Annotated in this window: 26 protein-coding genes; 13 read left to right on the top strand and 13 right to left on the bottom strand. The window is 69.0% G+C overall.

The annotated features are described in order from the left end of the window. Positions 1-53 precede the first annotated feature (53 nt). Entirely contained in the window at positions 54-584 is a 531-nt protein-coding gene (locus tag ACF1B9_RS27350; protein WP_391744993.1) for a gamma carbonic anhydrase family protein, read from the top strand. Between the two features lie 83 nt (positions 585-667). Here ACF1B9_RS27350 and ACF1B9_RS27345 read toward each other — a convergent pair whose 3' ends face one another. Both ACF1B9_RS27345 and ACF1B9_RS27340 read right to left on the bottom strand, forming a co-directional pair. Beyond that, positions 668-1,327, bottom strand: coding sequence for a DedA family protein (locus ACF1B9_RS27345; RefSeq protein ID WP_391744994.1), 660 nt, complete (start codon positions 1,325-1,327; stop codon positions 668-670). A gap of 161 nt (positions 1,328-1,488) precedes the next feature. Continuing rightward, complete coding sequence (locus ACF1B9_RS27340) at positions 1,489-1,926, bottom strand: DUF4442 domain-containing protein (RefSeq protein ID WP_391745091.1); 438 nt, start codon at positions 1,924-1,926, stop codon at positions 1,489-1,491. Positions 1,927-2,079: 153 nt separating this feature from the next. On the opposite strand from ACF1B9_RS27340, the gene ACF1B9_RS27335 reads away from it, so the two are divergent. Both ACF1B9_RS27335 and ACF1B9_RS27330 read left to right on the top strand, forming a co-directional pair. Next, positions 2,080-3,174, top strand: a complete 1,095-nt coding sequence (locus ACF1B9_RS27335; protein ID WP_391744995.1) for a hypothetical protein — start codon at positions 2,080-2,082, stop codon at positions 3,172-3,174. Between the two features lie 60 nt (positions 3,175-3,234). Continuing rightward, on the top strand, positions 3,235-4,536 hold the full coding sequence (locus ACF1B9_RS27330; RefSeq protein ID WP_391744997.1) for an MFS transporter: 1,302 nt from the start codon (positions 3,235-3,237) through the stop codon (positions 4,534-4,536). Here the strand turns inward: ACF1B9_RS27330 and ACF1B9_RS27325 are convergent. The 4 genes from ACF1B9_RS27325 to ACF1B9_RS27310 form a co-directional block, all read right to left on the bottom strand. After that, complete coding sequence (locus ACF1B9_RS27325; RefSeq protein ID WP_391744999.1) at positions 4,498-5,343, bottom strand: spermidine synthase; 846 nt, start codon at positions 5,341-5,343, stop codon at positions 4,498-4,500. The two genes, ACF1B9_RS27330 and ACF1B9_RS27325, sit on opposite strands and share 39 nt — an antisense overlap. 22 nt (positions 5,344-5,365) lie before the next feature. Further along, entirely contained in the window at positions 5,366-6,211 is an 846-nt protein-coding gene (locus ACF1B9_RS27320; RefSeq protein ID WP_391745001.1) for a patatin-like phospholipase family protein, read from the bottom strand. A gap of 74 nt (positions 6,212-6,285) precedes the next feature. Beyond that, a complete protein-coding gene (gene tuf, locus ACF1B9_RS27315; protein WP_365692149.1) occupies positions 6,286-7,455 on the bottom strand; it encodes an elongation factor Tu in 1,170 nt (389 codons plus the stop codon). Between the two features lie 92 nt (positions 7,456-7,547). Beyond that, the gene (locus ACF1B9_RS27310) at positions 7,548-7,688 is read right to left on the bottom strand and encodes a hypothetical protein (protein WP_391745003.1); all 141 of its coding nucleotides are present in this window, start codon (positions 7,686-7,688) and stop codon (positions 7,548-7,550) included. A 199-nt stretch (positions 7,689-7,887) separates the two neighbouring features. On the opposite strand from ACF1B9_RS27310, the gene ACF1B9_RS27305 reads away from it, so the two are divergent. Together ACF1B9_RS27305 and ACF1B9_RS27300 are read left to right on the top strand one after the other, a co-directional pair. Beyond that, positions 7,888-8,601 carry a TVP38/TMEM64 family protein gene (locus tag ACF1B9_RS27305; RefSeq protein WP_391745005.1) on the top strand — a complete coding sequence of 238 codons (714 nt, stop codon included), beginning with the start codon at positions 7,888-7,890 and terminating at the stop codon, positions 8,599-8,601. Between the two features lie 196 nt (positions 8,602-8,797). Then, positions 8,798-9,670 carry an undecaprenyl-diphosphate phosphatase gene (locus ACF1B9_RS27300; protein ID WP_391745006.1) on the top strand — a complete coding sequence of 291 codons (873 nt, stop codon included), beginning with the start codon at positions 8,798-8,800 and terminating at the stop codon, positions 9,668-9,670. 208 nt (positions 9,671-9,878) lie between these two features. Here ACF1B9_RS27300 and ACF1B9_RS27295 read toward each other — a convergent pair whose 3' ends face one another. The 3 genes from ACF1B9_RS27295 to ACF1B9_RS27285 all read right to left on the bottom strand — a co-directional run bounded on the left by ACF1B9_RS27295 (position 9,879) and on the right by ACF1B9_RS27285 (position 12,177). Further along, a complete protein-coding gene (locus ACF1B9_RS27295) occupies positions 9,879-10,196 on the bottom strand; it encodes a MazG-like family protein (protein WP_391745007.1) in 318 nt (105 codons plus the stop codon). 325 nt (positions 10,197-10,521) lie between these two features. Next, entirely contained in the window at positions 10,522-10,986 is a 465-nt protein-coding gene (locus ACF1B9_RS27290) for a GNAT family N-acetyltransferase (protein ID WP_391745009.1), read from the bottom strand. 597 nt (positions 10,987-11,583) lie between these two features. Continuing rightward, on the bottom strand, positions 11,584-12,177 hold the full coding sequence (locus ACF1B9_RS27285; protein ID WP_391745011.1) for a fasciclin domain-containing protein: 594 nt from the start codon (positions 12,175-12,177) through the stop codon (positions 11,584-11,586). Between the two features lie 372 nt (positions 12,178-12,549). Here ACF1B9_RS27285 and ACF1B9_RS27280 point away from each other — a divergent pair, with 372 nt between their 5' ends. Further along, a complete protein-coding gene (locus tag ACF1B9_RS27280; protein ID WP_391745013.1) occupies positions 12,550-13,368 on the top strand; it encodes an isocitrate lyase/phosphoenolpyruvate mutase family protein in 819 nt (272 codons plus the stop codon). A 175-nt stretch (positions 13,369-13,543) separates the two neighbouring features. Here the strand turns inward: ACF1B9_RS27280 and ACF1B9_RS27275 are convergent, their stop codons facing one another. Beyond that, a complete protein-coding gene (locus ACF1B9_RS27275; protein WP_361453022.1) occupies positions 13,544-13,798 on the bottom strand; it encodes a LapA family protein in 255 nt (84 codons plus the stop codon). A gap of 186 nt (positions 13,799-13,984) precedes the next feature. On the opposite strand from ACF1B9_RS27275, the gene ACF1B9_RS27270 reads away from it, so the two are divergent. Then, positions 13,985-15,256 (top strand): FAD-dependent oxidoreductase, encoded by a 1,272-nt coding sequence (locus ACF1B9_RS27270; RefSeq protein WP_391745015.1) that lies wholly within the window; start codon positions 13,985-13,987, stop codon positions 15,254-15,256. 190 nt (positions 15,257-15,446) lie between these two features. Here ACF1B9_RS27270 and ACF1B9_RS27265 read toward each other — a convergent pair whose 3' ends face one another. After that, positions 15,447-16,232: a ribonuclease activity regulator RraA gene (locus tag ACF1B9_RS27265; protein ID WP_391745017.1), complete on the bottom strand. Its 786-nt coding sequence runs from the start codon at positions 16,230-16,232 to the stop codon at positions 15,447-15,449. Between the two features lie 108 nt (positions 16,233-16,340). Between ACF1B9_RS27265 and ACF1B9_RS27260 the strand changes: the two genes are divergently transcribed. From ACF1B9_RS27260 to ACF1B9_RS27235, 6 genes are all read left to right on the top strand, one after another. After that, entirely contained in the window at positions 16,341-17,627 is a 1,287-nt protein-coding gene (locus ACF1B9_RS27260) for an alpha-L-fucosidase (RefSeq protein ID WP_391745093.1), read from the top strand. After that, a complete protein-coding gene (locus ACF1B9_RS27255) occupies positions 17,624-18,316 on the top strand; it encodes a hypothetical protein (RefSeq protein WP_391745018.1) in 693 nt (230 codons plus the stop codon). The genes ACF1B9_RS27260 and ACF1B9_RS27255 overlap by 4 nt, the downstream gene beginning before the upstream one ends. A gap of 693 nt (positions 18,317-19,009) precedes the next feature. Then, positions 19,010-20,257: an ABC transporter substrate-binding protein gene (locus ACF1B9_RS27250; protein WP_391745019.1), complete on the top strand. Its 1,248-nt coding sequence runs from the start codon at positions 19,010-19,012 to the stop codon at positions 20,255-20,257. Further along, complete coding sequence (locus ACF1B9_RS27245; RefSeq protein WP_391745021.1) at positions 20,236-21,192, top strand: carbohydrate ABC transporter permease; 957 nt, start codon at positions 20,236-20,238, stop codon at positions 21,190-21,192. The genes ACF1B9_RS27250 and ACF1B9_RS27245 overlap by 22 nt, the downstream gene beginning before the upstream one ends. A 9-nt stretch (positions 21,193-21,201) precedes the next feature. Then, positions 21,202-22,113 carry a carbohydrate ABC transporter permease gene (locus tag ACF1B9_RS27240; RefSeq protein WP_391745023.1) on the top strand — a complete coding sequence of 304 codons (912 nt, stop codon included), beginning with the start codon at positions 21,202-21,204 and terminating at the stop codon, positions 22,111-22,113. A gap of 55 nt (positions 22,114-22,168) precedes the next feature. Further along, positions 22,169-24,157 (top strand): right-handed parallel beta-helix repeat-containing protein, encoded by a 1,989-nt coding sequence (locus tag ACF1B9_RS27235; protein WP_391745024.1) that lies wholly within the window; start codon positions 22,169-22,171, stop codon positions 24,155-24,157. A 206-nt stretch (positions 24,158-24,363) separates the two neighbouring features. Here the strand turns inward: ACF1B9_RS27235 and ACF1B9_RS27230 are convergent, their stop codons facing one another. After that, positions 24,364-25,101, bottom strand: coding sequence for a GntR family transcriptional regulator (locus ACF1B9_RS27230; RefSeq protein WP_391745025.1), 738 nt, complete (start codon positions 25,099-25,101; stop codon positions 24,364-24,366). A 113-nt stretch (positions 25,102-25,214) separates the two neighbouring features. Next, positions 25,215-26,201 (bottom strand): acetylxylan esterase, encoded by a 987-nt coding sequence (locus ACF1B9_RS27225; protein WP_391745027.1) that lies wholly within the window; start codon positions 26,199-26,201, stop codon positions 25,215-25,217. Positions 26,202-26,232 lie beyond the last annotated feature (31 nt).

Raw genomic sequence — 26,232 nt, 5'->3', positions numbered from 1 at the left:
GACGCGATCGGACGACCGCGACCGCACCACACCTGAGCACGGAGGAACGGGCGATGTCAGAGCAGGCGTTGATCACGGCCATGGGCGGCAAGGAGCCGGTCATCGATGCGGAGGCCTTCACCGCACCGACGTCGGTCGTGATCGGTGAGATCACTATGGCCGCGGGCTCCAGCGTCTGGTACCACGCCGTACTGCGCGCCGACTGCGGCCCCATCTCCATCGGCGCCGACAGCAACATCCAGGACAACTGCAGTGTCCACGTGGACCCCGGGTTCCCCGTCACGGTCGGCGAGCGCGTCTCCGTCGGGCACAACGCCGTGCTCCACGGCTGCACCATCGAGGACGACGTCCTGGTCGGCATGGGGTCCACCGTCCTCAACGGTGCCCGCATCGGGGCCGGTTCACTGATCGCGGCGCAGGCGCTGGTGCCGCAGGGGATGCAGGTGCCGCCGGGGTCGCTCGTCGCGGGAGTCCCCGCCAAGGTCAAGCGGCAGCTGACCGAGGAGGAGCTGGAAGGCGTCAGGTTCAACGCGGTCGGCTACGTGGAGCTCGCCAAGGCGCACCGACAGGCACACGAGAGCTGAACGGAGCCGAGGGCTCGGCGAACGGTTCCGCCGAGCCGCCTCGTCGCCCGCCGGCACAGCCGCCTCCGGCCGGTCGCCGCCGGTCAGTCCGCGGCCGGTACGGCCCCCGCGTCGGGCACGGTCGCGGTCGACGACTGCGCCGCCGCCTTCTTGGCCCGGTTCTTCAGGATCAGCATCGAGGTCACACCGATCAGCACCGCGACCACCAGGCCGAGATAGGAGAACCGCTTGAGCCAGGCCTCGGCGACGACGCCCACCGAGTAGACGACGGCCGTGGTGCCGCCGGCCCAGACGATGCCGCCGAGCACGTTCGCGATCAGGAACCTCCAGTACGGCATGTGCAGCACGCCGGCCAACGGCCCCGCGAAGATCCGCAGCAGTGCGACGAAGCGGCCGAAGAACACCGCCCACATGCCCCACTTCTGGAACGACCGCTCCGCCATGGCGATCTGGCTCACACCGAAGTGCTTGGGGAACTTCCCGCCGAGCCGGGCCAGGAGCGGCCGTCCGCCCTTGCGGCCGATGGCGTATCCGATCGAGTCTCCGACGACCGCGCCGGCCGAGGCACAGGCCCCGAGGACCCATGGATTGATCCCGTCGTGCCCGGCCGACAGAAGTGCGGCGCTGACCAGGACGATCTCACCCGGCAGCGGAATGCCGAGGCTCTCAAGTCCGATGACAACGCCCACCAGGACGTACACGCTGACCGCGGGAACGGTCTCCAGCCACTCCTGGATGTGCAACGCCGGTTCCTCCCGTGATGACGACTCGTGGCTCGCCGGACAACTCCTCGGCGCACGGCGGGAATGCTACCTGTCCCGCCATCGGCCCGGACAGCACGAAAGGCCGCCGCGCTCGCCCCGGCGGGGGTGCGCGGTCGGCCCTTCGGGGGAGCCGCCCGGAATCAGGCGTTGGGGCGCAGAGTCCAGACGACCGTCATCTCACCGGTCACGGCGCCGTCCGCGCGTCGGATCTCGATGAGCACGGGGAACTCGGGCCGCCGGCCCTCGTCCAGTTCGGCGACGACGTCGGCCACCGGGCGGCCGAGGGTGGCCGTCGCCGTGACGGCGCCCTTGGCGAGCTTCTTGTAGGCGATCTCCGCCTTCACCGCCAGCGGCACGGCGCGTGACAGCTGGTCGCCGAAGGCGGCGATGACGATCGCGCCGCTCGCCGACTCCGCGAGCGTGAACATCGCGCCGGCGTGCGGTCCGGCGAGGTGGTTGTGGTAGTCGGCCTGGTCCGGCAGGCGGACCACCGCTCGCTCGGCGGTCGTCTGCAGGAATTCGAGATTGAGGGTCCGGGCCATCGGAACCGTCGCGACGAGCATCTCGCCGACGGTCATCTGTTCAGCGCTCATGACCAGATGTTACTCATCAGTAAATGGGTTTGGCCATCCCCGGGATCCCCACACTCCCTCGCCCGGTCGCCGCCTTCACCATCCGCTCACGGGGGCGGACGTAGCCGAGCGGTCGGCGCCCCTCTATCGTTACTCGCCATGTGGCCAGGACAGCAGCCGCCCGGGGGCGAGCAGAACCCGCAGGACCAGAACCAGAACCAGAACCCGTATCAGCAGCCGGGGTACCAGCAGCCGAATCCCTACCAGCAGCCGGGGTATCAGCAGCAGGGTCACCCCGGACAGCAGGCGGGGTATCCGCAATCGGGTCAGCAGCCGGGGTATCCGCAAGCGGGCCAGCAGCCCGGCTACCCGCAGCCGAACCCGTACCAGCAGCCGACCGTGCCGCAGTACGCGGTCCCCGGCCCTCCCGGTGGTCCGCAGCCGGACGGCGGGAAGAAGAAGACCACCGCCATCGCGATCGTCGCGGCCACCGCCGTCGTCGTGGCTGCCGTGGTCACCGGTGTCGTCGTGATGAACAAGGACGACAACAAGGGCAAGGACGTCGCGGACGACAAGAACTCCTCGGCGCCCGCCAAGCCGTCCGAATCCGAGTCCGAGGCGAATCCGCGCGGCACCGACGGGGACGCCAAGCCCCTGATCGCCGGCTGGAAGGTCGTCACCAACCCCAAGTGGGGCACGCAGTTCGACGTGCCCGGGGACTGGGAGGTCGGCTCTCCCGGCACGTTCTCGTACTTCGAGGACGACAAGAAGGGTGACGGCTCGCCCCTCATCGGTTTCTCCGCACCGTCGTACTACCAGAGCAAGTGGTGCGTGGACGACTCCGACAAGGACGGCACCAAGGAGGACATGAGCCTGGCCAGCGCGGGCACCAGGGGCGCCCAGGGCGCCACCGACGCGGCCAAGAACGCCCACAGCGAGGCCGGCACCTGGGCGTGGGCCGCCTACGCGCAGCACATGCCGCAGAGCACCATCAAGTTCACCGAGGCCAAGCAGTACACCACCAAGTCGGGTCTCACCGGCCAGGTCGTCACAGCCACCGCCCCGAATGTCACGAAGCGGAAGAAGTGTGACAGCGACGGCAAGACGATCGCCTTCACCTTCAAGAACAAGAAGGGCGAGTTCGCTTCCTGGGTCCTCTACGGAGCCCACAACGTCAAGGACGAACTCCCGGACACGACGATCCAGCAGATCCTGAGCACTGTGCGGCTGGTGGACGTCGCCCCGTCCTCCTGACCCTCACCGCCGCCGGGAAAGCAGTTGGCACGACGAGGGCGCGGCGGCGATAGTCCGTTGGTGACTGCAGCTTCCGCCCCCGCTCCCCCTGTGCGCCGCTCCGACCGCAATTACCGGCTCCTGACCACCGCCGCGATCATCACGGGCCTGGGCACCCATGGCGCGCTGATCGCGGCGGCGTTCGCCGTTCTCGAGTCGGGCGGCGACGGCGGCGACGTCGGTCTGGTCGCCGCCGCCAGGGCCGCACCGCTGGTGCTCTTCCTGTTGATCGGCGGGGCGGTCGCGGACCGCCTGCCCCGCCACCGTGTGATGGTCGCGGCGAACGCCCTCAACTGCGTCTCGCAATCCGCCTTCGCCTGGCTCGTGCTCGCCGGCGATCCGAAGCTGTGGCAGATGATGCTGCTCACCGCGCTGTGCGGGACCGGGCAGGCGTTCTTCAACCCGGCGGCCGAGGGCATGTTGATGTCCAGCGTCAGCCGTGAGCAGGCGAGCCGCGCCTTCGCCCTGTTCCGGATGGCCATGCAGGGCGCGACGATCGGCGGGGCGGCGCTCGGCGGCGCCATGATCGCCGCGATGGATCCGGGCTGGGTGCTGGCCATCGATGCCGCGTCCTTCGCGGTGGCGGGTGCGCTCCGCGCCTTCCTCGACGTCCGCCACATTCCCCCGCGCGCGCCGGGCTGCGGGCTGCTCGCCGATCTGCGCGACGGCTGGCGGGAGTTCATCGGCCGCCCCTGGCTGTGGAGCATCGTGGCCCAGTTCTCGGTGGTGGTCGCAGCTGTGGGGGCCGCCGAGTCGGTGTACGGGCCGCTGGTCGCCCGGGACGAGCTCGGTGGCGCCCGTCCCTGGGGCTTCGCGCTCGCCGCGTTCGGGGTCGGCACGCTGGGCGGCGCGTTCTTGATGACGCGTTGGAAGCCCCGACGGCTGCTGCTGGCCGGAACCCTCTGCGTCTTCCCGCTGGCCCTGCCGTCGGCCGGGCTCGCGGTCCCGCTGCCGGTGGCCGGGCTCTGCATGGTGATGTTCGTCAGCGGCGTCGCCATCGAGGTGTTCGGAGTCTCGTGGATGACGACCATGCACCAGGAGATCCCGGAGGAGAAACTGTCGCGCGTCTCGGCGTACGACTGGTTCGGCTCGGTCGCCATGATGCCGGTCGCCACCGCGCTCGCCGGTCCGATCGAGGCCCTGGTCGGGCGCAGCCAGGCCCTCTGGGGCTGCGCGGCCTTGATCGTGCTGGTCACCGGCGCCGTGCTGTTCGTGCCCGAGGTACGCAATCTGACCCGTGCCACCACCACCGAGGTGGTGGCGGCCAAGGCCCCGCGGTCGTCCTCAGCCGATGCCGAAGGCTCCGTCGGGCGGCTCGGGTGAGGCGACCGCCTCACCGTCCCCGACCGGCCGGGCGGCTCCGGTGAGCCGGTCCAGCGCGAGGCCGTGCTCGACCCTGGCGGGGAAGGCGTCGGCGGCGCAGCGGCGGGTCAGCGCCGCGGTGTCGATGGGGCTTCGGGAGGCGACCAGGACGACATTGCCGAAGCGCCGACCGCGCAGCACCGCCGGTTCGGCGATCAGCGCGAGCTCTTCGAAGACGGCCGCGAAGGTGGCCAGTTGAGAGCGGAGGAAGTCGAACGGTACGCCGTCCGCGAGATTGGCGGCGTACGTCCCCCTGTCGCGCAGCGCCCGGCGGGCGGCCCCGGCGTACTCGACGGTGGTGAGGTGGGCGGGTACCCGGGAGCCGCCGAAGACATCCGCGACCAGGACGTCGAGGGATCCCGGCGGCGTCCGTTCCAGCCGGCTACGAGCGTCCTCGCCGTGCACGGCGATCCCGCTGCCGTCGGGGACCGGCAGTTGCTCGGCGACCAGGGCGAGGAGCCCGAGGTCGGCCTCCGCGACGTCCTGGCGGGATCCCGGCCTGGTCGCGGCCACGTAGCGGGGCAGGGTGAGCGCACCACCGCCGAGGTGGAGCACGTCCAGCGGTGCGCCCGGTGCCGCGGCGCAGTCCACGACGTGCGCGAGGCGTCGTACGTACTCGAATTCGAGATGGTCCGGCGCGTCGAGGTCGACGTACGACTGGGGTGCGCCGTCGACGGTGAGCAGCCAGGCCCTGTCCCGGTCGACGTCCGGGAGGAGCCTGGCGGTGCCCTGGTCCACGTCCCTGATGACGGGTATCGACTCGTTCACTCCCCCATTGTGCGGTGAACGATCAGCCGCTCATGACCGCGATGACGGCTTCGGTGTGCGCGGCCGACTGCGCGAGCCCGGCTCGGGCCGCCGCGGCCCGGCACGCCGGGTCGAGGGGGTTGCGCCCGAAGGCCTTCTTCGCCGCCGCGTCCGGGGTGATGACCTCCACGCGGGCGCCCTTCGCGGCGAGCTCGGCCGCCTGCGAGCGCGGCGAGACGACGACCTTGTTGCCACTGGCCGCCGGAGCGATGACGACGACGCGTCCGTAGCCCTCGGCGAGATGGGCGTTGGCCGTGGAGTGCACTCCTCCGTCGATCCAGGACCGCCCGTCGACGGTGGCGAGGGGCCAGACGGCCGGGACGGCGGAACTCGCGGTGACTGCGTCCACGAGCGGGATTCCACTGTCCTTGTCGAACGTGTGGAGTTCGCCTGTGGCCGCGTCGACCGCGGTGACGCGCAGGGCCCGCTCGGGCCAGTCGGACGACGGAAGGCGATCGGCGATGGCCGCGCGCCGTTGCTCCGCCGTGACAGCGAGGCGGGCGCCTCGCGCGATCCGGCCCAGCTTCCGGCCGTACGCCTCGGGAGTACGCGAGGACAGCACGGCTCCCGTATAGCGCAGGAGGGTCGGCACGCCGAGCCTGCCGCCGGTCATGCCCTGCGGATCGGCGAGCTGGAGTTCGTACAGTTCGGGAAGACCGACCAGCCCGGAGGCCAGCTGCGCGCCGACCACCGCGCCCGCCGAGCTGCCGATGATCACGTCGACGCCGCCGAGGTCCACGCCCGCCTTCGCGAGCCCGTGCAGAATTCCGGTCTCCCAGGCGCCGCCGGTGACACCGCCGGCACCGAGCACAAGTGCAGTCTCTGTCATGCCGTCAGTCTCGCGCACGACATCGGGCCCGCCTCCCGTGGGGTACGGGAGGCGGGCCCCTGGTGCGGCACGTCTCAGAGCAGTCCGGTGACGGTGCCCGCGCCGACGGTGCGGCCGCCCTCGCGGATCGCGAAACCGAGTCCGGTCTCCAGCGGGACGTCACGGCCCAGTTCGACGGTCAGGTCGACCGTGTCACCGGGTCGCGCCACCGCCACCGCGCCGAGGTCGACGTCTCCGACGACGTCCGCGGTGCGGATGTAGAACTGCGGCCGGTAGCCGGTCGTGACCGGGGTGGTCCGACCGCCCTCCCGCGCCGACAGGACGTACACCTGCGCGGTGAAGCGTCGGCTCGGCGTCACACTGCCGGGGGCCGCCACCACATGGCCGCGGCGGACCCGGTCGCGCTCCACACCGCGCAGCAGCAGGGCCACGTTGTCGCCGGCCTCGGCGGACTCCATCGGCTTCCCGAAGGTCTCCAGACCGGTGACGACGGTCTCGATGTCCGGGCCCAGCACCGACACCCGGTCGCCGACCCGCACGGTGCCGCGCTCGACCGCCCCGGTGACGACGGTGCCCCGGCCGGTGATGGTCAGAACGTTCTCCACCGACAGCAGGAACGGCGCGTCCGTGTAGCGGACCGGCATCGGCACATACGTGTCGACGGCGTCCAGCAGCGCCTCGACGGCCGAGGTCCAGCGCGGGTCGCCCTCCAGGGCCTTGAGGCCCGACACCCGGATGACGGGGGCGGAGTCACCGCCGTAGCCGTGCGCGGAGAGCAGCTCGCGGACCTCGAGCTCGACGAGGTCGGTCAGCTCCGGGTCGCCCGCGTCGGCCTTGTTGAGGGCGACGACGATGTGGTCGACGCCCACTTGGCGGGCGAGCAGTACGTGCTCGGCGGTCTGCGGCATGATGCCGTCGAGCGCGGAGACGACCAGGATCGCCCCGTCGAGCTGGGCGGCGCCGGTGACCATGTTCTTGATGTAGTCGGCGTGCCCCGGCATGTCGACATGCGCGTAGTGACGGGTGTCGGTCTCGTACTCGACGTGCGCGATGTTGATGGTGATGCCGCGCTGCGTCTCCTCCGGCGCCCGGTCGATCCGGTCGAACGGGACGTACGTCCCGGTTCCCCGGTCGCTGAGGACCTTGGTGATGGCCGCGGTCAGGGTGGTCTTGCCATGGTCGACGTGGCCCATGGTGCCGATGTTGAGGTGGGGCTTGGTGCGCACGTATGCCGTCTTGGGCATGGCTCATTCCTTGGAATTCGAAGCTGAGTGAGAAGACCCCAGGGCCCCGCCGACCCTCCCCTTGCGGGGTCCGCCGGACTGTCGGGGGAGGGTCAGCTTCGGGCGCCGCCGATGGGCGCTGCGGCAGCGGCGAACGCTGCTGCGACGACTGCCGCTGCGGTGACGGGGCTCACGGCAGCCTTCGGCGCGTCCGCGACTGCGGACGACGCTGCGAGGAAGGCGTACCGGAACATGGCTCCGATGATGGCCGAGGGACATGGTGACGTCGAATGGTTTTCCCGTGCGGACGGCGCGGGTGGACAAGGGAGTTCGGCCTCCGCCCCGGCGCCCCGGCCGCGTCGCCCCAGGACGTCGGCGTCGGCGCGGGTGGCCGCCCGGTACGTACCGTTCGCATGACGGCGATCACACACGGGTGTCGGTTAGTCTCCCCGCATGCTCGACCCCGTCCCCGCCGCCCGGCCCGCCCCCGGCCTCGCCGTGCGCTGTACGAGGGCTCTGCTCTCGCCCTGGTCCCGGTTCTCACTGCTCGTGGCGGTGCTTCTGGGCGCCGCGGCGACGACGCTGCTCCTCGACCCCCAACGGCTGCTCGCCACCGGCTGGCCCACCCGGCTGAGCGGGGGCGCCACCGCGATCGTGCTGTTCGCCGTCGCGTACGGCGTGTGCACCGTGGCCTTCGTGCCGCGGCCGCTGCTCAACCTCGCCGCCGGTGCGCTGTTCGGTTCGCAGGCGGGCCTGGCCGCCTCGCTGGCGGGCACGGTGCTCGGCGCGGGCATCTCGTTCGCGCTGGGCCGGGTACTGGGGCAGGACGCGCTCCGTACGCTGCTGCGCGGGCGCTGGCTCAAGGCGGCGGACGGTCAGTTGAGCCGGCACGGATTCCGCTCGATGCTGGCCCTGCGTCTGTTTCCGGGTGTGCCCTTCGCGGCGGCCAACTACTGCGCGGCGGTCTCACGCATGAGGTATTCGCCTTTCCTCGTGGCCACGGGGCTCGGTTCGGTCCCGAACACCGCCGCGTATGTCGTCGCGGGCAGCGAGGCCTCGTCACCGACGTCGCCCGCGTTCCTGGCCGCGACCGGGTTCATCGTGCTCACGGGGGTCGGCGCGGCCGTCGTCGCCTGGCGCAAGCGCCACCGCCTCGCCGCCGAGTGATCCGGTACGCGCGGGGGCGTGCAGCGGCGCGGGGGTATACGTAATGCTGTTCATCTGAGGGCGATACCCTGCCCGCGACCGACCGAAATATCCGGGCGCGGCGCAGCCGTGCCCTCATTCTCCTCATCCGCACGCTGCCGACGGCTCTCACGGCCGTCGGCCGATGCACGATCACCTCCGGGATGGCCAAAGCCCCATGAGCTGGTTCGAATCGTTCGTCCTGGGCCTCGTTCAGGGACTGACCGAGTTCCTGCCGATCTCCTCCAGCGCGCATCTGCGACTCACCTCAGCGTTCGCCGGCTGGCACGACCCGGGTGCGGCGTTCACCGCCATCACCCAGATCGGCACGGAGGCGGCCGTCCTCATCTACTTCCGCAAGGACATCGTCCGGATCGTCTCGGCCTGGTTCCGTTCACTGGTCGACCGGTCGATGCGGAGCGACCACGACGCACAGATGGGCTGGCTGGTCATCGTCGGCTCGATCCCCATCGGCGTGCTCGGCGTGACGCTCAAGGACCAGGTCGAGGGCCCGTTCCGGGATCTGCGGCTGATCGCCACCACGCTGGTCGTGATGGGCATCGTCCTGGGCATCGCGGACCGTCTCGCCGCCCGCGACGAGGCGGGCGGCAGGCACCGGGCCAGCAAGGAGCGCAAGACGCTCAAGGAGCTGGGGGTGAAGGACGGTCTCATCTTCGGTTTCTGCCAGGCGATGGCGCTGGTTCCGGGTGTCTCCCGTTCCGGCGCCACCATCAGCGGCGGTCTGCTGATGGGCTACACCCGCGAGGCGGCGGCCCGCTACTCCTTCCTGCTGGCCATCCCGGCGGTGCTGGCCTCGGGGGTCTTCGAACTGAAGGACGCGGGCCAGGGACATGTGTCCTGGGGGCCGACCGTCTTCGCCACACTGATCGCGTTCGGTGTCGGCTACGCCGTCATCGCTTGGTTCATGAAGTTCATCACGACCAAGAGCTTCATGCCCTTCGTGGTCTACCGAATCATTCTGGGCATTCTGCTCTTCATCCTGGTCGGCGCCGGGGTTCTGAGCCCGCACGCGGGCGAGTCCGCCGGTTGACCGAGTCACCACACCCAGCACCACCTAGCACAATCTGACGCTTTCGCACATCCACGCGTCATGATCGTCTCCCACTCTTCTCCCACTCGGGAGACGTGGGAGACGCGCGGCTGAACGGCTGTGCGACAGCACATCAGGGGACCCGTAGAAGGGCCTGCACAGCCTCAAGCGGCTGTGCAGGCCCTTCTACGCGACGTCCGCGTCCGGGTCAGTCCAGGTCGAGGCGGGCCAGTAGGCCCTGGACGCGCTCGGCGAGCGCCTTCTCCGGGTCCGGGCTGATCGTGGCCAGGGCCACTGCAGCGGTCACGATGACGTCGCTCAACTCCTTCTCGACGTCCGACCAACCATGGCTGTCGCCCTTGCGAGGGTTGGCGCCGAGGGCGCCGGTGACGGCCTCGGAGACCTCCCCAACCTCCTCCGCGATCTTGAGGACTCGCAGCAGCCTCACGTCACCGGCCGCGGCCTGATCCTCGGCGTCGAGCCACCCGCGCAACTTCTCCACCCCGTCCCACATCGTTCTGTCCATGATTTCTCCTCGTCGGCCTACAAGGGTGGTGATCGGGTCGAGCTACCGGAGCAGCGGCGCAGGTCGCGGCCCTGACCGCCCTCCGCGCGTTCCGGGTGAAGCGGACCGACTGCCGACTGTCCTTGCGGGATTTGAACCGGGGCTCAGCGATCTTCGGCCCCTTGCGGGCGCGCAACGCGTCGTTGAACACGACTCGGGCGCACCCGAACGCCGGGCCAGCGCGGCACGCTGAGGACCTTCGGGTACACGCGGAAGGTGTAAGGCCGCACCGGCCCACTTCTTGGTCGCACTCGAAGAACCCGTGCGGCCGCCGTCACGTCACGGGTCACAGGTGCATTGTCCTGGTCTGCGTCTGGCAGAGGTAGAACAGTTCGGGGTCACCCTCATCAAGGCCGTGGAGAAGGCCGACTGGCCTCCACCCAGCTCGTTGCAGCAGCTGCTGCATCGGCTGGTTGGAGACGTTGGTCGAGGTGAACAACTTCTGGGTTTCGCACGAGGCCGCCACGGCGTCCAGCAACCGACGCCCAACGCCTCTGCCGCGAGCAGATGGTGCAACCATCAGCATCGTGACGAAGCCCTGTTCGAAGAATGTGTACTCAACTACACAGTAACCAACCAGGCCAGACGCACCTTCCGCTACGACCACCAGGCCCTGCTGACACCACCTTCGGATACTCGCCACTCGCTCCCTGTCACCTTCAACCGCGACCGAGTCGATACCGACCAGCGCGTCTGCCTCCGACTCCCTGACGCGACGCACAACGAGTTTGCTGAGATCCACTGCATCCATGGGGCCATGCTGTCAGTTCGCACCGATGGCCTGCTCTGCCTCTGGCCCTCTGGCCCTCTGGCCCTCTGGCCCTCTGGCCCTCTGGCAGCGTCAGACCGGCCGGGAACACCCGGACATCGTCTGTCGTCGTGTGCAGCTGAGCAGGCGTCATACCGGCAACATGTCGCTGAAAGACCTCTGGGACAGAGCAGCGCACACCCTTACCTTGGTCACTCCTGAAGCCGCAAACGACTTCATCGCCAGCTGCCGCGACCTTTCACACCAGGTGAATGCCAGATATCACGCATAGCACTCACCAGGAGACCCCCATCTACGCAGGCCAGAAGAAGCCCGGCCTGATGTCAGAGATCAGATCAATCAGGCAATGAAATCGCCCCTCTCGGTCACGAGCAGCATGACCAGACGTTGCCTGGAACCAACAGCCAGAATCGGAGTGCTTCGCGAAGAGCCCAAGGTGACGAGGCCTGCGGGCCTGCGGGCACTTTCGCCGGGACATCGGTCTCGGCTGCCCCGGGCCGGTGGTCCCGCCTCCCTGGGAGCGGGAGGCGGGACCGTACACCTGTCACCGGCCGATCGAGGCCCGAAGCGGAGCTGGTCCTAGGACGGGGGCATGAGCACCTCGTCAACGAGGTAGACGGTGGCATTGGCCGTCTTGACGTCCCCGCAGACGATCTTGGCGGTGTCGTTGACCTTGAACGACGTTCCCGACCCGGAGGTCTTGAGCTTGGAGCCCTCCAGCGTCTTGAAGCTGCCGTTGGGAAGCTCGCTGGGGGTGATGGTCTTGTCCACGACGTGGTAGGTCAGGACCTTCTTGAGTTTCGGCTTGTCCTTGAGCAGGCCGGCAAGCTGCGTCTTGGAAATCTTGTCGAAGGCCGCGTTCGTGGGAGCGAAGACCGTGATGTGCTTCGCATCGTTGAGCTTGGTGGTGAGCCCGGCGTCCTTCAACGCGAGTGCCAGCTTGGTCAGTTTCGGGTTGTTGGCCGCCGCCGTGGCCACGCGCTCCTTGGACATGCCGGTGGCACTGCCCTTGCCGCTGTGCGGCAGCTTGGAGCATCCCGGGCCGAACGGGCTCGGTGTGCTGGATGCTGCGTTACCGGCGAACGCCTGCGGGGCGAAAGCGCCGAGCGAGAGCGGGAGGGCCACCACAGCGGTGATCGCTGCGGCGCTCGTGCGGATGCGATGTGACCTCATACCGATTCCTCTTCCCTCTAGGCGAAGGTCCGTGAGGTGTCGATGGCGCCCCTCGAAGGACGGGGACTGTGGCCGTCCTGGCCGGGGTGTCGTCTGCACCGCTCCGGCATGCCTCGTGGACCACCGGATCAAGCCTAGACACCATTCAGTGTGGGGCGCACCCCGAGAACGATCGGCCGCTCGCACCACGCGCCCACCACACCCGGAGCCGTTACATTCACGGCAGGCACGAGCGGTCGAGCGGACGTACTCCGGGGGAATGAGTGCCGGACTCGACGTCACGGACCGCCCGGCCCCACTGCCCGGCTCACGATCGACGTGATGTCGGATTCTCGCCAGAAGGTGGGCGGCAGTCGATGTTTGACTGCGCCCATGACCATCACGCAGCCGGACCGTGCCCATCTCTTCCGTTCCCTGCACACCCCGTCCGCACCTCTCGCGCTCGCCAACGCCTGGGATGTTGCGAGCGCGCGCGTCATCGAGGCCGCGGGCGCCCCCGCGATCGCCACGACCAGTGCCGGCGTCGCCTGGTCGCTGGGTTCTCCGGATGGCGACCTCCTTGAACGCGACCGAGCGCTGAAGGTGATCGGCCGGATTGTCGCCGCCGTCGCGGTTCCGGTCACCGCCGACATCGAGGGCGGGTACGGGAAGGACGCAGCCGACGTTGCCGAGACCGTCTCGGGAGTGCTCGCTGCGGGAGTCGTCGGCGTCAATATCGAGGACGGCTCCCGTCCTCCGGTCGAGCTCGCGACACGGCTGGCCGCGGCCCGGAAGTCCGCCGACCGGGCAGGCGCGGACCTGTTCCTCAACGCCCGTATCGACACCTTCCTGTTCGGGCTCGGCGACCCGGACGCCCGGCTGGAGGAAACCCTGACCCGGGCGCGCATGTACGTCGATGCGGGCGCCGACGGCATCTTCGTCCCCGGCGTCACCGACGCCGCCGCCATCTCGGCGTTGGCCGGTGGCATCTCGGTACCGCTGAACGTCATGGCGGGCGCCGGCGCCCCGACCGTCGGCGAGCTCGGCACGCTCGGTGTGGCCCGCGTCAGTCTGGGTTCGGGCGTGGCGCAGGTCGCCTACGCTGCCGCCCGTCGCGCCGCGCGAGAGCTCTTCGCCGCCGGCGATTACGCCTCCCTCGCCGACGGCATGGCGTTCCCGGAACTCGACGCGCTCTTCTCCGAGTCCCGCTGACCGGCCCACCGGCCGGTCCCTCACCCCTGGAGGAGTGGCCGACTTCCCACCGCGGAAAGACCCATCGACGCGCTGAGCCACAACCGCCCTGCAGGTGCGGACACTCACTGGACTCCGGCCGCCGGGTTCGCCCGGCGCATCGACGACCATCCGGACGGACCGCCCGTTCGGGGACTCAGCGCTTCGCACGGCGGTGGGCCAGGATCGCGCCCATGATCAACCCGACCAGCAGGGTGACTGTCAGGACCGCCCAGAGCGGCAGGGTGACCGTGGTGACCCACAACCGGATGCCGACCGATTCGGTGTTCACGGCGATGAACCAGATCGCGAGCCCCGCCAGCACCACGAGCCCGATGGTGCGTATCCGTACATCGCGGCCCTTGACGGAGAGGGTCGGCGGGGCGTGCGGCCGAGAGGTTTTCTGTGCCATGGTCCCAGTATCAAGCGGTCCGGATGATTAGTCCTGACAAGTCGAATTCATCCGGCACTGTCGGTGGACGCACAGTACTGTCACGGACAGTAGGTACGGTTTCCGGCAGGCGGCCCTGACGACGAAGGATTCGGAGTTCATCGCCCCGTCACCGGCCGGGTGACGTCACCGGAAGGAGCGGTTGCCATGGAGCGGACCACCTGTTGTGTGGTGGGCGGTGGCCCCGCCGGCATGGTCCTCGCACTGTTGCTGGCACGGGCGGGAGTGGCCGTCACGGTCCTGGAGAAGCACGGCGACTTCCTGCGCGACTTCCGCGGCGACACCGTGCACCCCTCCACTCTGGCGCTGCTGGAGGACCTGGGGCTGGCCGAGCGGTTCGGCCGACTGCCGCAGCGGCGTGTGCAGACGGTCCAGCTGCCGCTCGGCCCGGACCGTTCGCTGGTCACCGTCGGAAACATCGGCGCGCTGCGGGGCACGTACAACTACATTGCGATGGTGCCCCAGTGGGATCTGCTCGACCTCCTCGTGGACGAGGCCGGGCGCGAGCCGTCCTTCTCCCTGCGGATGAACACCGAGGCGACCGACTTCCTGGTGGAGCACGGCGAGGTTCCTCCTGGTCGAGCGGAGCCGAGAGCTCAGGGGCGGGTCACGGGGGTCCGTTACCGCACGTCCGACGGCCGTACGGGCGAGCTGCGCGCCACCCTCACCGTGGCCTGCGACGGGCGGGACTCGCTGGCCAGGTCGTTGCCCGAACTGGGGCTGCGGGAGTTCGCCTGCCCGATGGACGCCTGGTGGTTCCGGCTGCCGCGGCGGGAGAACGATCCGCACGGGCTCGTGGGAGGGGTGGGCGACCGGTTCGTCAGCGCCATGATCGACCGTGGGGACTACTGGCAGTGCGCCGTGCTGATCCCCAAGGGAACCGACGGTCGGCGCCGCGCCGCCGGCCTCGGGCGGTTCATGGACGAGTTCACGGCCGCCGTCCCGTGGCTCGCGGACCGGGTGCACACACTGGGTTCGTGGGACGACGTGAAGCTGCTCGACGTGCGGCTCGACCGTCTCCGGCGCTGGCACCGTCCGGGGCTGCTGTGCATCGGCGACGCGGCACACGCGATGTCACCGGTCTTCGGCATCGGTATCAACCTGGCCGTCGAGGACGCCGTGGCCGCCGCCCGCCATCTCGTCGAACCCCTGCGTGGGGGCTCGGTCGGCCTGCGGACCGTACGCAGCATCCAGCGCCGCCGCCTGCCGACCACCGTCGCGACGCAGGCCCTGCAGTGTTTCGCCCACCGGAACGTCATCGCGCCGGTCCTCTCGGGCCGTCCGGCGTTCGGCGACGCGAAGCGCGCCCGGCGGCTGAGCGAGCTCGTCACGCGCTCGCGGTGGCTGAACCGCGTGCCGGCGTACTTCCTCGCCTACGGCGCGCTGCGTGAGCGCCCGCCGGCCGCTTCGGTGCGCTGAGCCGGGGGCCCGTCCGTGTGCTCCCCGGGGCAAGGGTATGGGCTGTCCCGTACGGACTACTGCACACGGACGAGCGCGCGGGCACGGCCCCGCCGGATGCGCGTCCGGGTCCGCCCGCGGGGGCAGTGCCGTTGCCGGGCGTCACGCGGCCAGGCGGGGAGAACGCTGCGGGTGACCGCGGACCCGCCGGCTACGCGCTGCCGTCGGCGGGGCGGCTTGCCAGATACTCGGTGAGGCCGGCCCCGGTGAGCGGGTAGTAGTCGGACAGCCGCCCACCCTCGTCGAGGCGCCGACGCGCGAACGCCTCGCGGTCCTGGTGCAGCAGCGAGTCCTCGGCCAAGGGGACGGCCTTCTCCTGCGGCACGACGACGGCCCCGTCCTCATCGGCGACGATGAGGTCCCCCGGCGTGACCAAAGCGCCTCCGACACCCACCGGCACGTTGAAGGCCGACGGGAAGAGCTCCGTCTGCGAGGCGTAGTGCGGGGTCACTCCGGTGCACCAGACGGGCACACCGAGCGCGCGGATCCGTGCCGCGTCCCGCACCCGCCCGTCCACCACGATGCCGGCGCCGCCGCGCAGTTTGAAATAGCGCACCAGCATGTCGCCGAGACAGCCCGTGAAGTGGCTCGCGTACGCCGATACCACCAGTACGTCACCGGGCTGCACGGACTCCAGGACGCCCCACAACGCCGTCTTGCGCTCGGCGTCCTCCTGGTCGGCGCCGGAGAAGACGTCCTCGCGCTGCGGAAGGAACTGCAGGGTCACGGCGCCGCCGGTGATCTTGACGTCCGGCTCGCGGTGCAACGGCACTGGCCCGTCGATGAAGGTCCGTGTGATGCCCATCTGATGCAGCTTCGCGCAGGCCGTCGCCGCGCTCACGTCCGTGAGGGCCTCCACCATGCGCGCGGTCGGGCGCTTGAAGGACGCGGTGTGGACCGGCGCCAGCATCGAGTCGTAGGTCTGCGCCTCCTCCATCGACGGCGCTCCTTGATCCCCAGTCGGGTTCATTCACATGCCTCTCCGCGCACTCCGTCGCACGCACCACCAGTGACATCATCGCCTATCGATGGTAGATAACAGCCGATCGATAAGGACTGTCAACCGCGACAGGAGAGTTCAGTGCCCACAGCATCCATCGGGTGGTTCGAGGCCGCGCGCTTCGGATTGTTCGTCCACTTCGGCCTCTACAGCCTCGCGGCCAGGCACGAGTGGGTGCGCAGCCGGGAGGCCATGTCGCAGGAGGATTACGACCGTTACCTGGGACGGTTCGACCCGGACCTGTTCGACGCGCGGAAGCTGGCGCGGGCGGCCCGGGAGGCCGGCATGCGCTACGCCGTGCTGACCGCCAAGCACCACGACGGCTTCTGCCTCTTCGACTCGTCGCTGACCGACTACACCTCGGTGCGCGCGACGGGCCGGGACCTGGTGGCCGAGTTCGCAGAGGCGATGCGTGCCGAGGGCCTGCACGTCGGCCTCTACTACTCCCTGCTCGACTGGCACCACCCGGACTTCACCGTCGACCGCTATCACCCGCTCCGCGGGACGCCGGCCGAGCAGGAGCCGCGGGACATGGAGCGCTACCGCGCGTACCTGCGCGGCCAGGTACGCGAACTGCTCACCGGCTACGGGCCGATCGACCTGCTCTTCTTCGACTTCACGTATCCCGACAAGGGGCCGGCCGAGTGGGGAGCACAGGAGCTGATGGCCACGGTCCGGGAGCTGCAGCCGGACATTCTCGTCAACGACCGGCTCGGGATCCCGGGTGACTACGTGACACCGGAGCAGTACCAGCCCGACCGGCCGTTGGAGCGGGACGGCGCCCCGGTGATGTGGGAGGCCTGCCACACGCTCAACGGCTCGTGGGGCTACGACCGGGACAACCACGAGTACAAGGACCCCGCAATGCTGGTCAGGATGCTGGTGCAGTCCGTCGCGTGCGGGGGCAACATGCTGCTCAACGTCGGGCCCACCGGCCGCGGTGCGCTGGATCCGCGGGCCCGGGGCACGCTGGCGGCCATCGCCGACTGGACGGCCCTGCACGAGCGGGCCGTACGTGATGCCGGGCCGAGCACCTTCGAGGCACCCGCGAACGCCCTCTACACCCAGGCCGGGCGCCGGCTGTATCTGCATCTGCTCGCGTGGCCGCTCAAGCAGATCCACCTGCCCGGTCTCGCCGGGCGGGTGCGCTACGCCCAACTGTTGCACGACGGTTCGGAGATCCGGTTCCAGCAGTTGGACGGCACGCAACACGAGCACAACAATCTGGCCCCGCCCAGCCAGGCGGCGGGCACGCTCACGCTGACCCTGCCGATCGCCCGGCCCGATGTGCTGCTTCCGGTGGTCGAGCTCGAACTCCTCGGGGATGAGTGATCCAGCAGGAACGGGTGAGCCTGCTGGTGCTGGCGGCCGTGCTCACCGGCGAGGTGGCGGCCTCGTCCGCGGCGTCCGGGGACTGCCCCCATCTGGACGCCGCGGTCGACGGGCTCGTCGCGTTCGCCGAGGCGAGCACCTGGTGCTGGGCTCCGCACGATCGCATCACCGCCGCACGGGAGGAGGTGGTGCCCGACCCGGACGACCCGTTCCTCGACCTCGGGGCGGCCGAGGTCACGGCGCTCTTCGCCTGGGCGGACCACGTACTGGGGTCCCACCTCGACCGACGCATGCCGGGACTGCGCCGTCGTCTGCGACGCGAGGTGGACCGGCGGGTGCTCACCCCGTTCGAACGGAAGCGGGACTGGCACTGGATCGGCGCCGACGGCACCGCGAACAACTGGAACCCCTGGATCCACAGCGCTGTGGTCGCCGCCGCGCTGCTGCTCTGCGACGACGGCCGACGGCGTCGAGTGCGGCGAGGGGTGGGCCACCGTCACGGGCGCCGGGGGCGAAGGGCTGCGGATGCTCCGGGATCCGCACGTGGCCGTCGCCTCGGTCGAACACTGGGCCCTGGACGACCCACAGCTGAGACGGAGTTGGGGAGACCGGCTCAGCCGGCTGACGCTGACGGTCGGACAGCCCGCCGCCGAGGGCCGGGTCGCCGTGCGGTGGCAACGAAACAGTGAAGAGAGGGTTGCCGCAGCACTCTTGAAACATTCGGGGTGACCCACATAGCATCAGTAATCGATAGACGATAGCGATGGGGGTGATGACCGATGCGACTCCTTCGGGGGTGGCGGGCTGTCGCCGTGTCACCGGACGCGCCACTGCGAGAGCGGCGGCCCGCACCGATGCGACACCCTGCCGCGTGTCACTCTCGAGGAACCACGGTGCGACCGGCACTTCGTCGCCGATCGCACTCCCGTCCGTCCGGCGCCGCGCGGCCGATGGCCCGCGGAGGCCGGCATCTGTGCCGAAAACGGGCAGGGCCGAATTCCTGACCCGGAAAGAGCCACCGAAAACCCATAGGACATTCTCGCCGCGCCGCCCGAGCAGGCGATTGCAGAGAATCGGTGGAAGCAGACGGCCCCGTCCCGGAACGAGGCGGGTCACACATGCCTGGTATCACCAGAACTCCAGGCACGGAAATCATCTTCGACATCGGTGATGTCGGAAATGCGTGGACGTCACATCGGGAATCATGATTTCCGACGAACCAGCACTTGATCTGCGGTTTCGTCAAACGGTGCGATATAACGATTTCCGCGCGCCCCCTGGCGGGGTCTCCGCTTTCTTCTACTTGTTGACCTTGCCGAAACGCCTGTGCTTCGATCTCGACAATCGATTATTCATTGACTCAGCAATGGAGCGTGTCCCGAATGAGAAAAATGTGGCGCCGCGCCTGCGCACTCGCAGTGGCTCCGCTGGTGATGGCGTCGGCCGCCGCCTGCGGTGGCAACGACTCCGAAGACGCCGCGGGAAAGACGACCCTCCGCGTCATCGTCAACATCACGCCCAACCTGACCGAGAAGTACTGGTCCGGACTCTTCGCCCGGTACGAAAAGAGCCACCCCGATGTGAAGGTGAAGCTGGAGCTGACGGGCACGATCTCGGCGAATGCGAAGCTGACCCAGGACCTGGCCGCGGGCGACCCGCCCGACATCGCACAGCAGATCACGCCGACCGCGGAGAACGCCTCACTGTTCGCCGATCTGTCGGACCAGCCGTGGGCCAAGGACACCCCGCTGGTCGACCAGTACGCCCTCGACGGCAAGCGGTACCTGGTCGGCGTGGGCGAGCAGATCCAGTCGCTCGTCTTCTACAACAAGGCCGCCTTCACCAAGGCCGGGGTCGACGCGACGCAGATCCGGACCATGGACCAGTTCACCACCGCGATGGGCAAGCTGAAGTCCGCGGGCTACAAGCCGCTGCAGACGGCCGGCCAGTGGGTGACGGGCTCGCAGTTCTCGATGATGGCCGACGCCGGTGTCCTCACCGAGGACCCGAAGTGGACGGTCAAGCGCAACGAGGGCAAGGTCTCCTTCGCCGACAGCGGCTACGTGCCCTACCTGGAGCACTACAAGAGCTGGATCGGCTCCGGCTACCTGGACAAGAGCGCCCTGGGCCTGACCTACGCGGACGGCCAGACCGCGTTCCTCAGCGGCAAGTCCGCAATGTACATCATGGGCTCGTTCTTCGTGCCCGCCGCGGACGCCGCGAAGAAGAGCGACGACATCGGCGTGTTCACCATGCCGACCGACGGCGCGTACCCCTCGGGCCAGTTCGGCAACATCTCCAACCCGTACGTCGTGGTCGACAAGTCGCCGCACAAGGCCGAGGCGATCGAGTTCGTCAAGTGGCTGGTCACCGACCGGGAGGCCATCAAGAGCCAGCTCGCCGCCGACGGCAATCTGCGGGGCGGCTTCAGCTATCCGATGTCCAGCCTCGGCACCGAGGTGCAGAAGGTCCTGGACAAGGCGCCGTCGGTGATCGTCAAGTCCGGGCCCAGCCAGCCGATCGCCGGGTTCAGCGACGAGCTCAACAAGCAGATCCAGTCCCTGTACACGGGCGCGTCCGCGAAGGACGCCGCAGGCGGATTGGACAAGTGGTGGAACTCGCAGAGCTGACACGGCGGGGGCGGTCCGGCGCCGCCCCCGCCCGGGCGGGGCGTGATGCGGACCGCCGGCGTGCCCGGTTCCGGGAGGCAGCCGTCTCCCTGGGCCTGATGGGACCTGCCGTGGTGCTCTACACGGTGATGACCGTCGTGCCCGTGGTCGTCGCGGTGTATCTCAGTCTGACGAACTGGGACGGATTCTCCGCGGCCGAGTTCATCGGGCTCGACAACTACCGGCACCTGTTCGACGACCCGAGCTCGACCGATTCCTGGTACGTGACCGCCCTCATCGCCGCCGTGGGCACGCTGCTCATGGTCGGCCTGGGACTGGCGTACGCACTGGTCCTCAAGGGACGGTCGCGGTCCAACTCGTTCTTCCGTGCGGTGGCCTATTTCCCGCACGTGATCAGCGCCCTGATCCTCGGATACCTGTGGGCGGCGATCCTCGGCACCAACGGTGCCATCAACAACACGCTCGCCAGGTTCGGTATCGAACCGGTCGGGTTCCTCTTCGACGAGCAGTTCGCACTCATCACATTGATCGGCGTGATCGTCTGGGCCGGGTTCGGGTTCAACGTCGTGCTGTTCGTGGCCGCCCTGCAGACGGTGCCGGCCGAACTGCTGGAGGCCGCCGCGATCGACGGCGCCACCCGGCGCCAGACGAACCTGCGGGTGGTGATCCCGATGATCGCGCCGGTGGTGACCGTGGCGACCGTGCTGAACCTGGTCGGTCTGATCCGTGCCTACGACATCGTGGTGAGCCTCACCGGCGGTGGGCCCGCCGGCTCGACGCAGACGTTCTCGTACCTCATTCTCGCCCGGTCCTTCGAGGGCACCAAGGTCGGTTACGCAACCGCTCAGGCGGTGTTCCTGATGGTCGTGTCCGCCGCGTTGGCCCTCATCGTGACGGCGCTGCGCAACCGACAAGATCAAGCTGCGACGGGTTAGGAGCCGGTGGTGGTGGTACTAGAGGCAAAGATCCGCGACAAGCGCACGCAGCCGCCGGATCCCGAGGACGCTCCCCGGAGCACGGAACAGCGGGAGTCACGCTCGGTCGTGCGCTGGGTGATGCTGGCGCTGCTGTTCGTGATCATGATAGTGCCGGTCTACCTGCTCCTGGTGAACGCGTTCAAGTCGCAGGACGACATCCTCGACAACCCGTTCTCGCTGCCGCTGGGCGGTCTGACGCTGGAGCATCTGTCCGCCGCCGTCAACAGCCCCCAGTACAACGTCATCGGCGGCTACGGGTTCACGCTGTTCCTCGTCGTGGTCGTGGACGTGCTGTGCATCGCGCTCGCAGGACCGGCGGCCTATGCGATCGCGCGCAGCCTCAAACGGCGCACACAGCTGGTGCTGCTGTACTTCCTGGCCGGCACCTTCATCCCCGGCGCGGCCGTGATCATCCCGGTGATCTACGTGCTCCGTGAGATCGGGCTCGCGAACACCGTGACCGGTCTGGTCGCGCATGACGTGGCGTCGACCCTGCCGGTGAGCATCTTCCTGTTCGTCGGCTTCATCCGCACCATCCCGGTGGACATCGACCACGCGGCGACGATCGACGGCGCGGGCAGGTACCGGACCTTCTGGACGATCATCTTCCCGCTGATGCGCCCGGCGGTCGTCACGGTGCTGATTCTCAACTCGATCGGAATCTGGAACGACTTCATCAGCCCGCAGATCCTGCTCAGCCCGTCCTCCGGGCACTACACGGTGACGACGGCGATCTACGCCGGGATCAGCCAGTACTCGACGGATCTGACGAAGGTGTTCCCCAACCTTCTGCTCGCGATCGCTCCCGTGATCATCTTCTTCATCTACATGCAGCGCCACATCATCAGCGGCCTCACGGTCGGTGCGGTGAAGGGATGATCCGGGCGAACCGGTTCCATCCATCCAGCAAAGGAGAGAGGACAATGGAGTGCTGATGAAACGGTTGTCACGGCCCCACCGGGGGCTGTGGCCCGCAGCCGCCGCCGTGCTGGCGTCCATGTGCGTGGTGGCGTCCGCCGTCCCGGCCGGCGCCCATCCGGCCTGGGGCAAGGACGGCCGCACCTATTACGTCGCACCGTGGGGACGGGACACGGCCGGTGGCCGCACGCTCCTGACGCCGTTCCGGAACATCCAGGAGTGCGCCGACACGGCGGCTCCCGGAGACACTTGCGTGATCGCGTCCGGCACGTACGAGGAGACGGTCGTGCCGGCCCGTTCGGGCACGGCGGAGAAGCCGATCACCTACCGCGCCGCCAAGGGCGCCCAGGTGACGCTGAGCGGCGCCACACGGGTCCAGGGATGGTCGCCGGTCACCGGCGACGATGTCGCCGAGATCGGCAGGACCGACCCCTACGCGCTGAATTCGGCGTTCGGCGAGGCCGTCGAGGCGGGCCGGGTCTACAGCACGGACGTCGACCTCGGATCCGACGTGACCACCGTGCAGGTCTTCACGGACAAGAAGATGGGCATCGAGGCCCAGTGGCCCTATCCCGGCCTCGACCTGCTCGACCCGGAGCTCCAGTACGCCGGTGCGGGCAGTGCGGACGCCACGATCGCCGACGCGGACCTGACCCGCCCGGCGGGGTACTGGAACGGCGCGCGTGCGCTGACGAGCTACTGGTACGTGTCTGCCACGACCACCGTGAAGAGCTCCGGCGTCGGATCGGTGGAACTGGACGCGGCGCCGCCGTGCGTCCACAAGGTGGTGCCGAAGGACACCCGCTACTCGCTCTCCGGCAAGATCGGGGAACTCTCGAAGCCCGGCGAGTGGTTCTACGACCCGGAATCGAAGCGGCTGTACGTGTACAGCACGGACGACCCCGCTCTGCACCGGATCGAGGCGAAGACCAGGCCGCTGGCGTTCGACCTGACGAACACCAGCCACACCACGGTCGAGGGCATCGGCCTGTTCGCCTCGACGATCAGGACCGGCCCGTCCAGCACGAACGTGACCCTGGACGGCATCACAGGCACGTACCTGTCGCACTACACCGACATCACTCGCGGCACCACCGACTGCGGCAGCTCCGTGACCCGCGGTGTCGGCGACACCGGCATCGTGATCGACGGAACGCACAACAAGATCGTCAACAGCGATCTGTCGCTGAGCGCCGGCAACGGGATCGCGCTGCGCGGGCAGAACAACACCGCCACGGACAATGTGATCCACGATGTCGACTACCTGGGTACGTACGCTGCCGGCATCGCCGTGCAGGGCAACAGCCAGACGGTCATGCACAACACCATCCACCGGGTCGGCCGCAGCGGGATCAACCTGCAGTGGGGCACCACCGAGGGCCTCACACCGGGGCCGGACCGGATCGCCTACAACGACATCTCCCAGTACGCCCGGCTGAGCCTCGACACCGCCGGGATCTACACCTGCTGCGGCGCCGACATGATGGGGTCCTCGATCGATCACAACCTGTTGCACGACGGCACGCCCACCCCGGGCGTCACCCCGTTCGCGGTGGCCGGTGTCTACGCGGACAACGGGCAGAGCAACCTCGTGATCGCGAACAACGCGGGCTGGAACAACCTTGAGGGGACGGTGATGCTGAACGGCCTCGGCACCGGATCGCACAACAACGGTGTGTACAACAACACCGGTGGCATGACGTTGTTCTACGTCAAGGAACCGGGGCAGTCCACCGGTACCAGGATCTACAACAACATCGGCGCCATCCGGGGCCTGGCCGGTGCCACCGAGGGCGGACTGGTGCTGTCGAACAACCTGCCCGCGGAGACGGATCCGCTGTTCGTCGACGCGGCGCAGCGCGACTACCGGCTGTCCGAGGGTTCCCCCGCACGCAACCAGGCGATACCGCTGCCGGGCATCAACGACGGGTCGACCGACACGACCCCGAGCCTCGGCGCCTACCAGTACGGTGCGCCGAAGTGGACGGCGGGCGCCCGCCGGTAGCAACTGAGCAGCAAGAAGTGGGCCCGAGCCGGATGTCCGGCTCGGGCCCCACGCGCCTCGCCGTTCCTCCCCCGGGCCACCGGCCTTCGCCCGCCGGGCATCGGCCCTCGAGCCCACCAGTGGGGCAGTGAACGGGCCGGGACACCGAACGCGGCGGGGCGCGTGTGCCCACGCACACGCGCCCCGTCTGAACCGCACGAGAGGTCCTATTGTTTCTTCCTGGCTGCGGGAGCCTTCCGCGGCTTCCGCGCCGCGCGTGCGTCGGGCACCGGTCCGCGCCCGGCCGCATGGTCGGCGAACGCGGCGGCCGCCACGTCGGCGTCGCCGGCGCGCAGCAGGCTCACGAGGCGGCCGTGCTCGTCGGCCATCGCGTGCCGGTCACCTTCGAAGAGCGGGTCGGAGATGGCGCGCAGCGCACGCAGACTCGGCTCGATGACCTCCCACATCCGGGCCAGGAACGGGTTTCCGGCAATCTGGGCGACCAGGGTGTGGAACTCGATGTCGACATCGCGGAACCGGCTGATGTCGTTGGCGGCAACGGCTTCGTGCATCTGCTCCACGAGCGCGTCGAGCTCACTCAGGTGTTCCTCGGTGATGCGCTCGGTGGCGAGTTGAGCCGCCAACCGCTCCAGCGGCTCCCGCACCTGGCGGGCGTACTCCGCGTCCTGCGAGGAGATCTCGATCACGAAGTGGCCACGGCGCGGGACGTGCATCAGCAGGCCCTCGCGGGCCAGTTGCTTGACCGCCTCACGCACCGGGGCCTGGCTCACCCCGAGGCGCCGCGCGATTTCCGATTCGACCACCCGGTCGTTCGGTGCGAGGTCGCCCTCCACAATGGCCTTGCGGAGCAACTCGTACACCTGGTCGGAGATCAGGGTTTTGCGGAAGCGGTCCTTGTTGGTGGCCAGCGTGGAGACGAATCCAGCCGACGCATTCGATGCCATGAATTCCCAATCCTGCGATGGGGGGAGAGCCAGTTGTGCCATGATACGCGCTCATCGTCTATCGATGGTGAGATCCCAAGACGCGGTCCAATAAGTTGCGGGGATTCTCATCCTCATTCCACGGTTTCCAGCTGCTTCGCCAGCCATTCCAGTTTGAGGACCTCGTGCGCGGGTCCGCCACCCTCGTGGTCGTTGAACGGATACACACTGATCTGCTTGTCCGCCTGGTCGAGCTGGCGCTCCGAGCCGTAATGGTTGAACGCCGCGTACACGGTCGAGGGCGGGCAGATGTGATCCATCAGCCCGACCGAGAACAAGGTCGGCGCGTTCGCCCTGCGGGCCAGCGTGACACCGTCGAAGTAGGACATCGTGCGGGCCACCGTGGCCGCGTGCTCCCGGTGCAGCTTCACGAACCGCGAGACCTCGACGTAGGGCTGGTGGTCGGTGATCGTGGTGGCGCGCGGGAAATGGCAGAGGAACGGCACATCCGGCATGACGGCGACGAGGTCCGGGACGAGACCCGCCGCGGCCAGCGCGATCCCGCCGCCCTGGCTGGTGCCGGTGACCACGACGCGTGCCGGGTCGACGGCCGGATGCGTGCGGACCGCATCGACGGCACGCACCGCGTCGGTGAACAGGCGGCGGTAGTAGTAGCGGTGCGGATCGAGGACGCCACGTGTGAGGAAGCCGGCTGCCGCGATGTCACCGGTGGCGGGGTCCGGGTCGGGGGTCTCGGCACCCTGGCCGCGGGTGTCCATGATGAAGTGCGCGTACCCCGCGCACGCCCACAGCCGCTTCTCGTGCGGGGCGCCGCGGCCGCTTCCGTAGCCCAGGTACTCCACGACGGCCGGCAGCGGCCCGGTGCGGGTCACGGGCAGTTGCAGCCAGCCGCGGACCGGATGCCCGCCGTAGCCCGCGAAGGTCACGTCGAAGGTGTCGATCGTGGCCAGCCCGTTGTGCACCGGCTCGAACGTCGCGGCGAGCTCGAACTCCCCCTGCTGCGCGAAGGTCTGTCGCCAGAACTCGTCGAAGTCGGCCGGCTCGGCCAGGGTGGGGCGATATCTCTCCAGCTCGTCCTGGGGCAGGTCGAAGAAAGCCATCTCGGGTCTCCGCGTGGGTCGGGGCCGGCTC

Origin of the sequence: Streptomyces sp. NPDC014727 (assembly GCF_043083485.1) — a bacterium.
Classification (GTDB): Bacteria; Actinomycetota; Actinomycetes; order Streptomycetales; family Streptomycetaceae; genus Streptomyces.
This window is presented reverse-complemented; position numbering and strand designations above follow the sequence as displayed.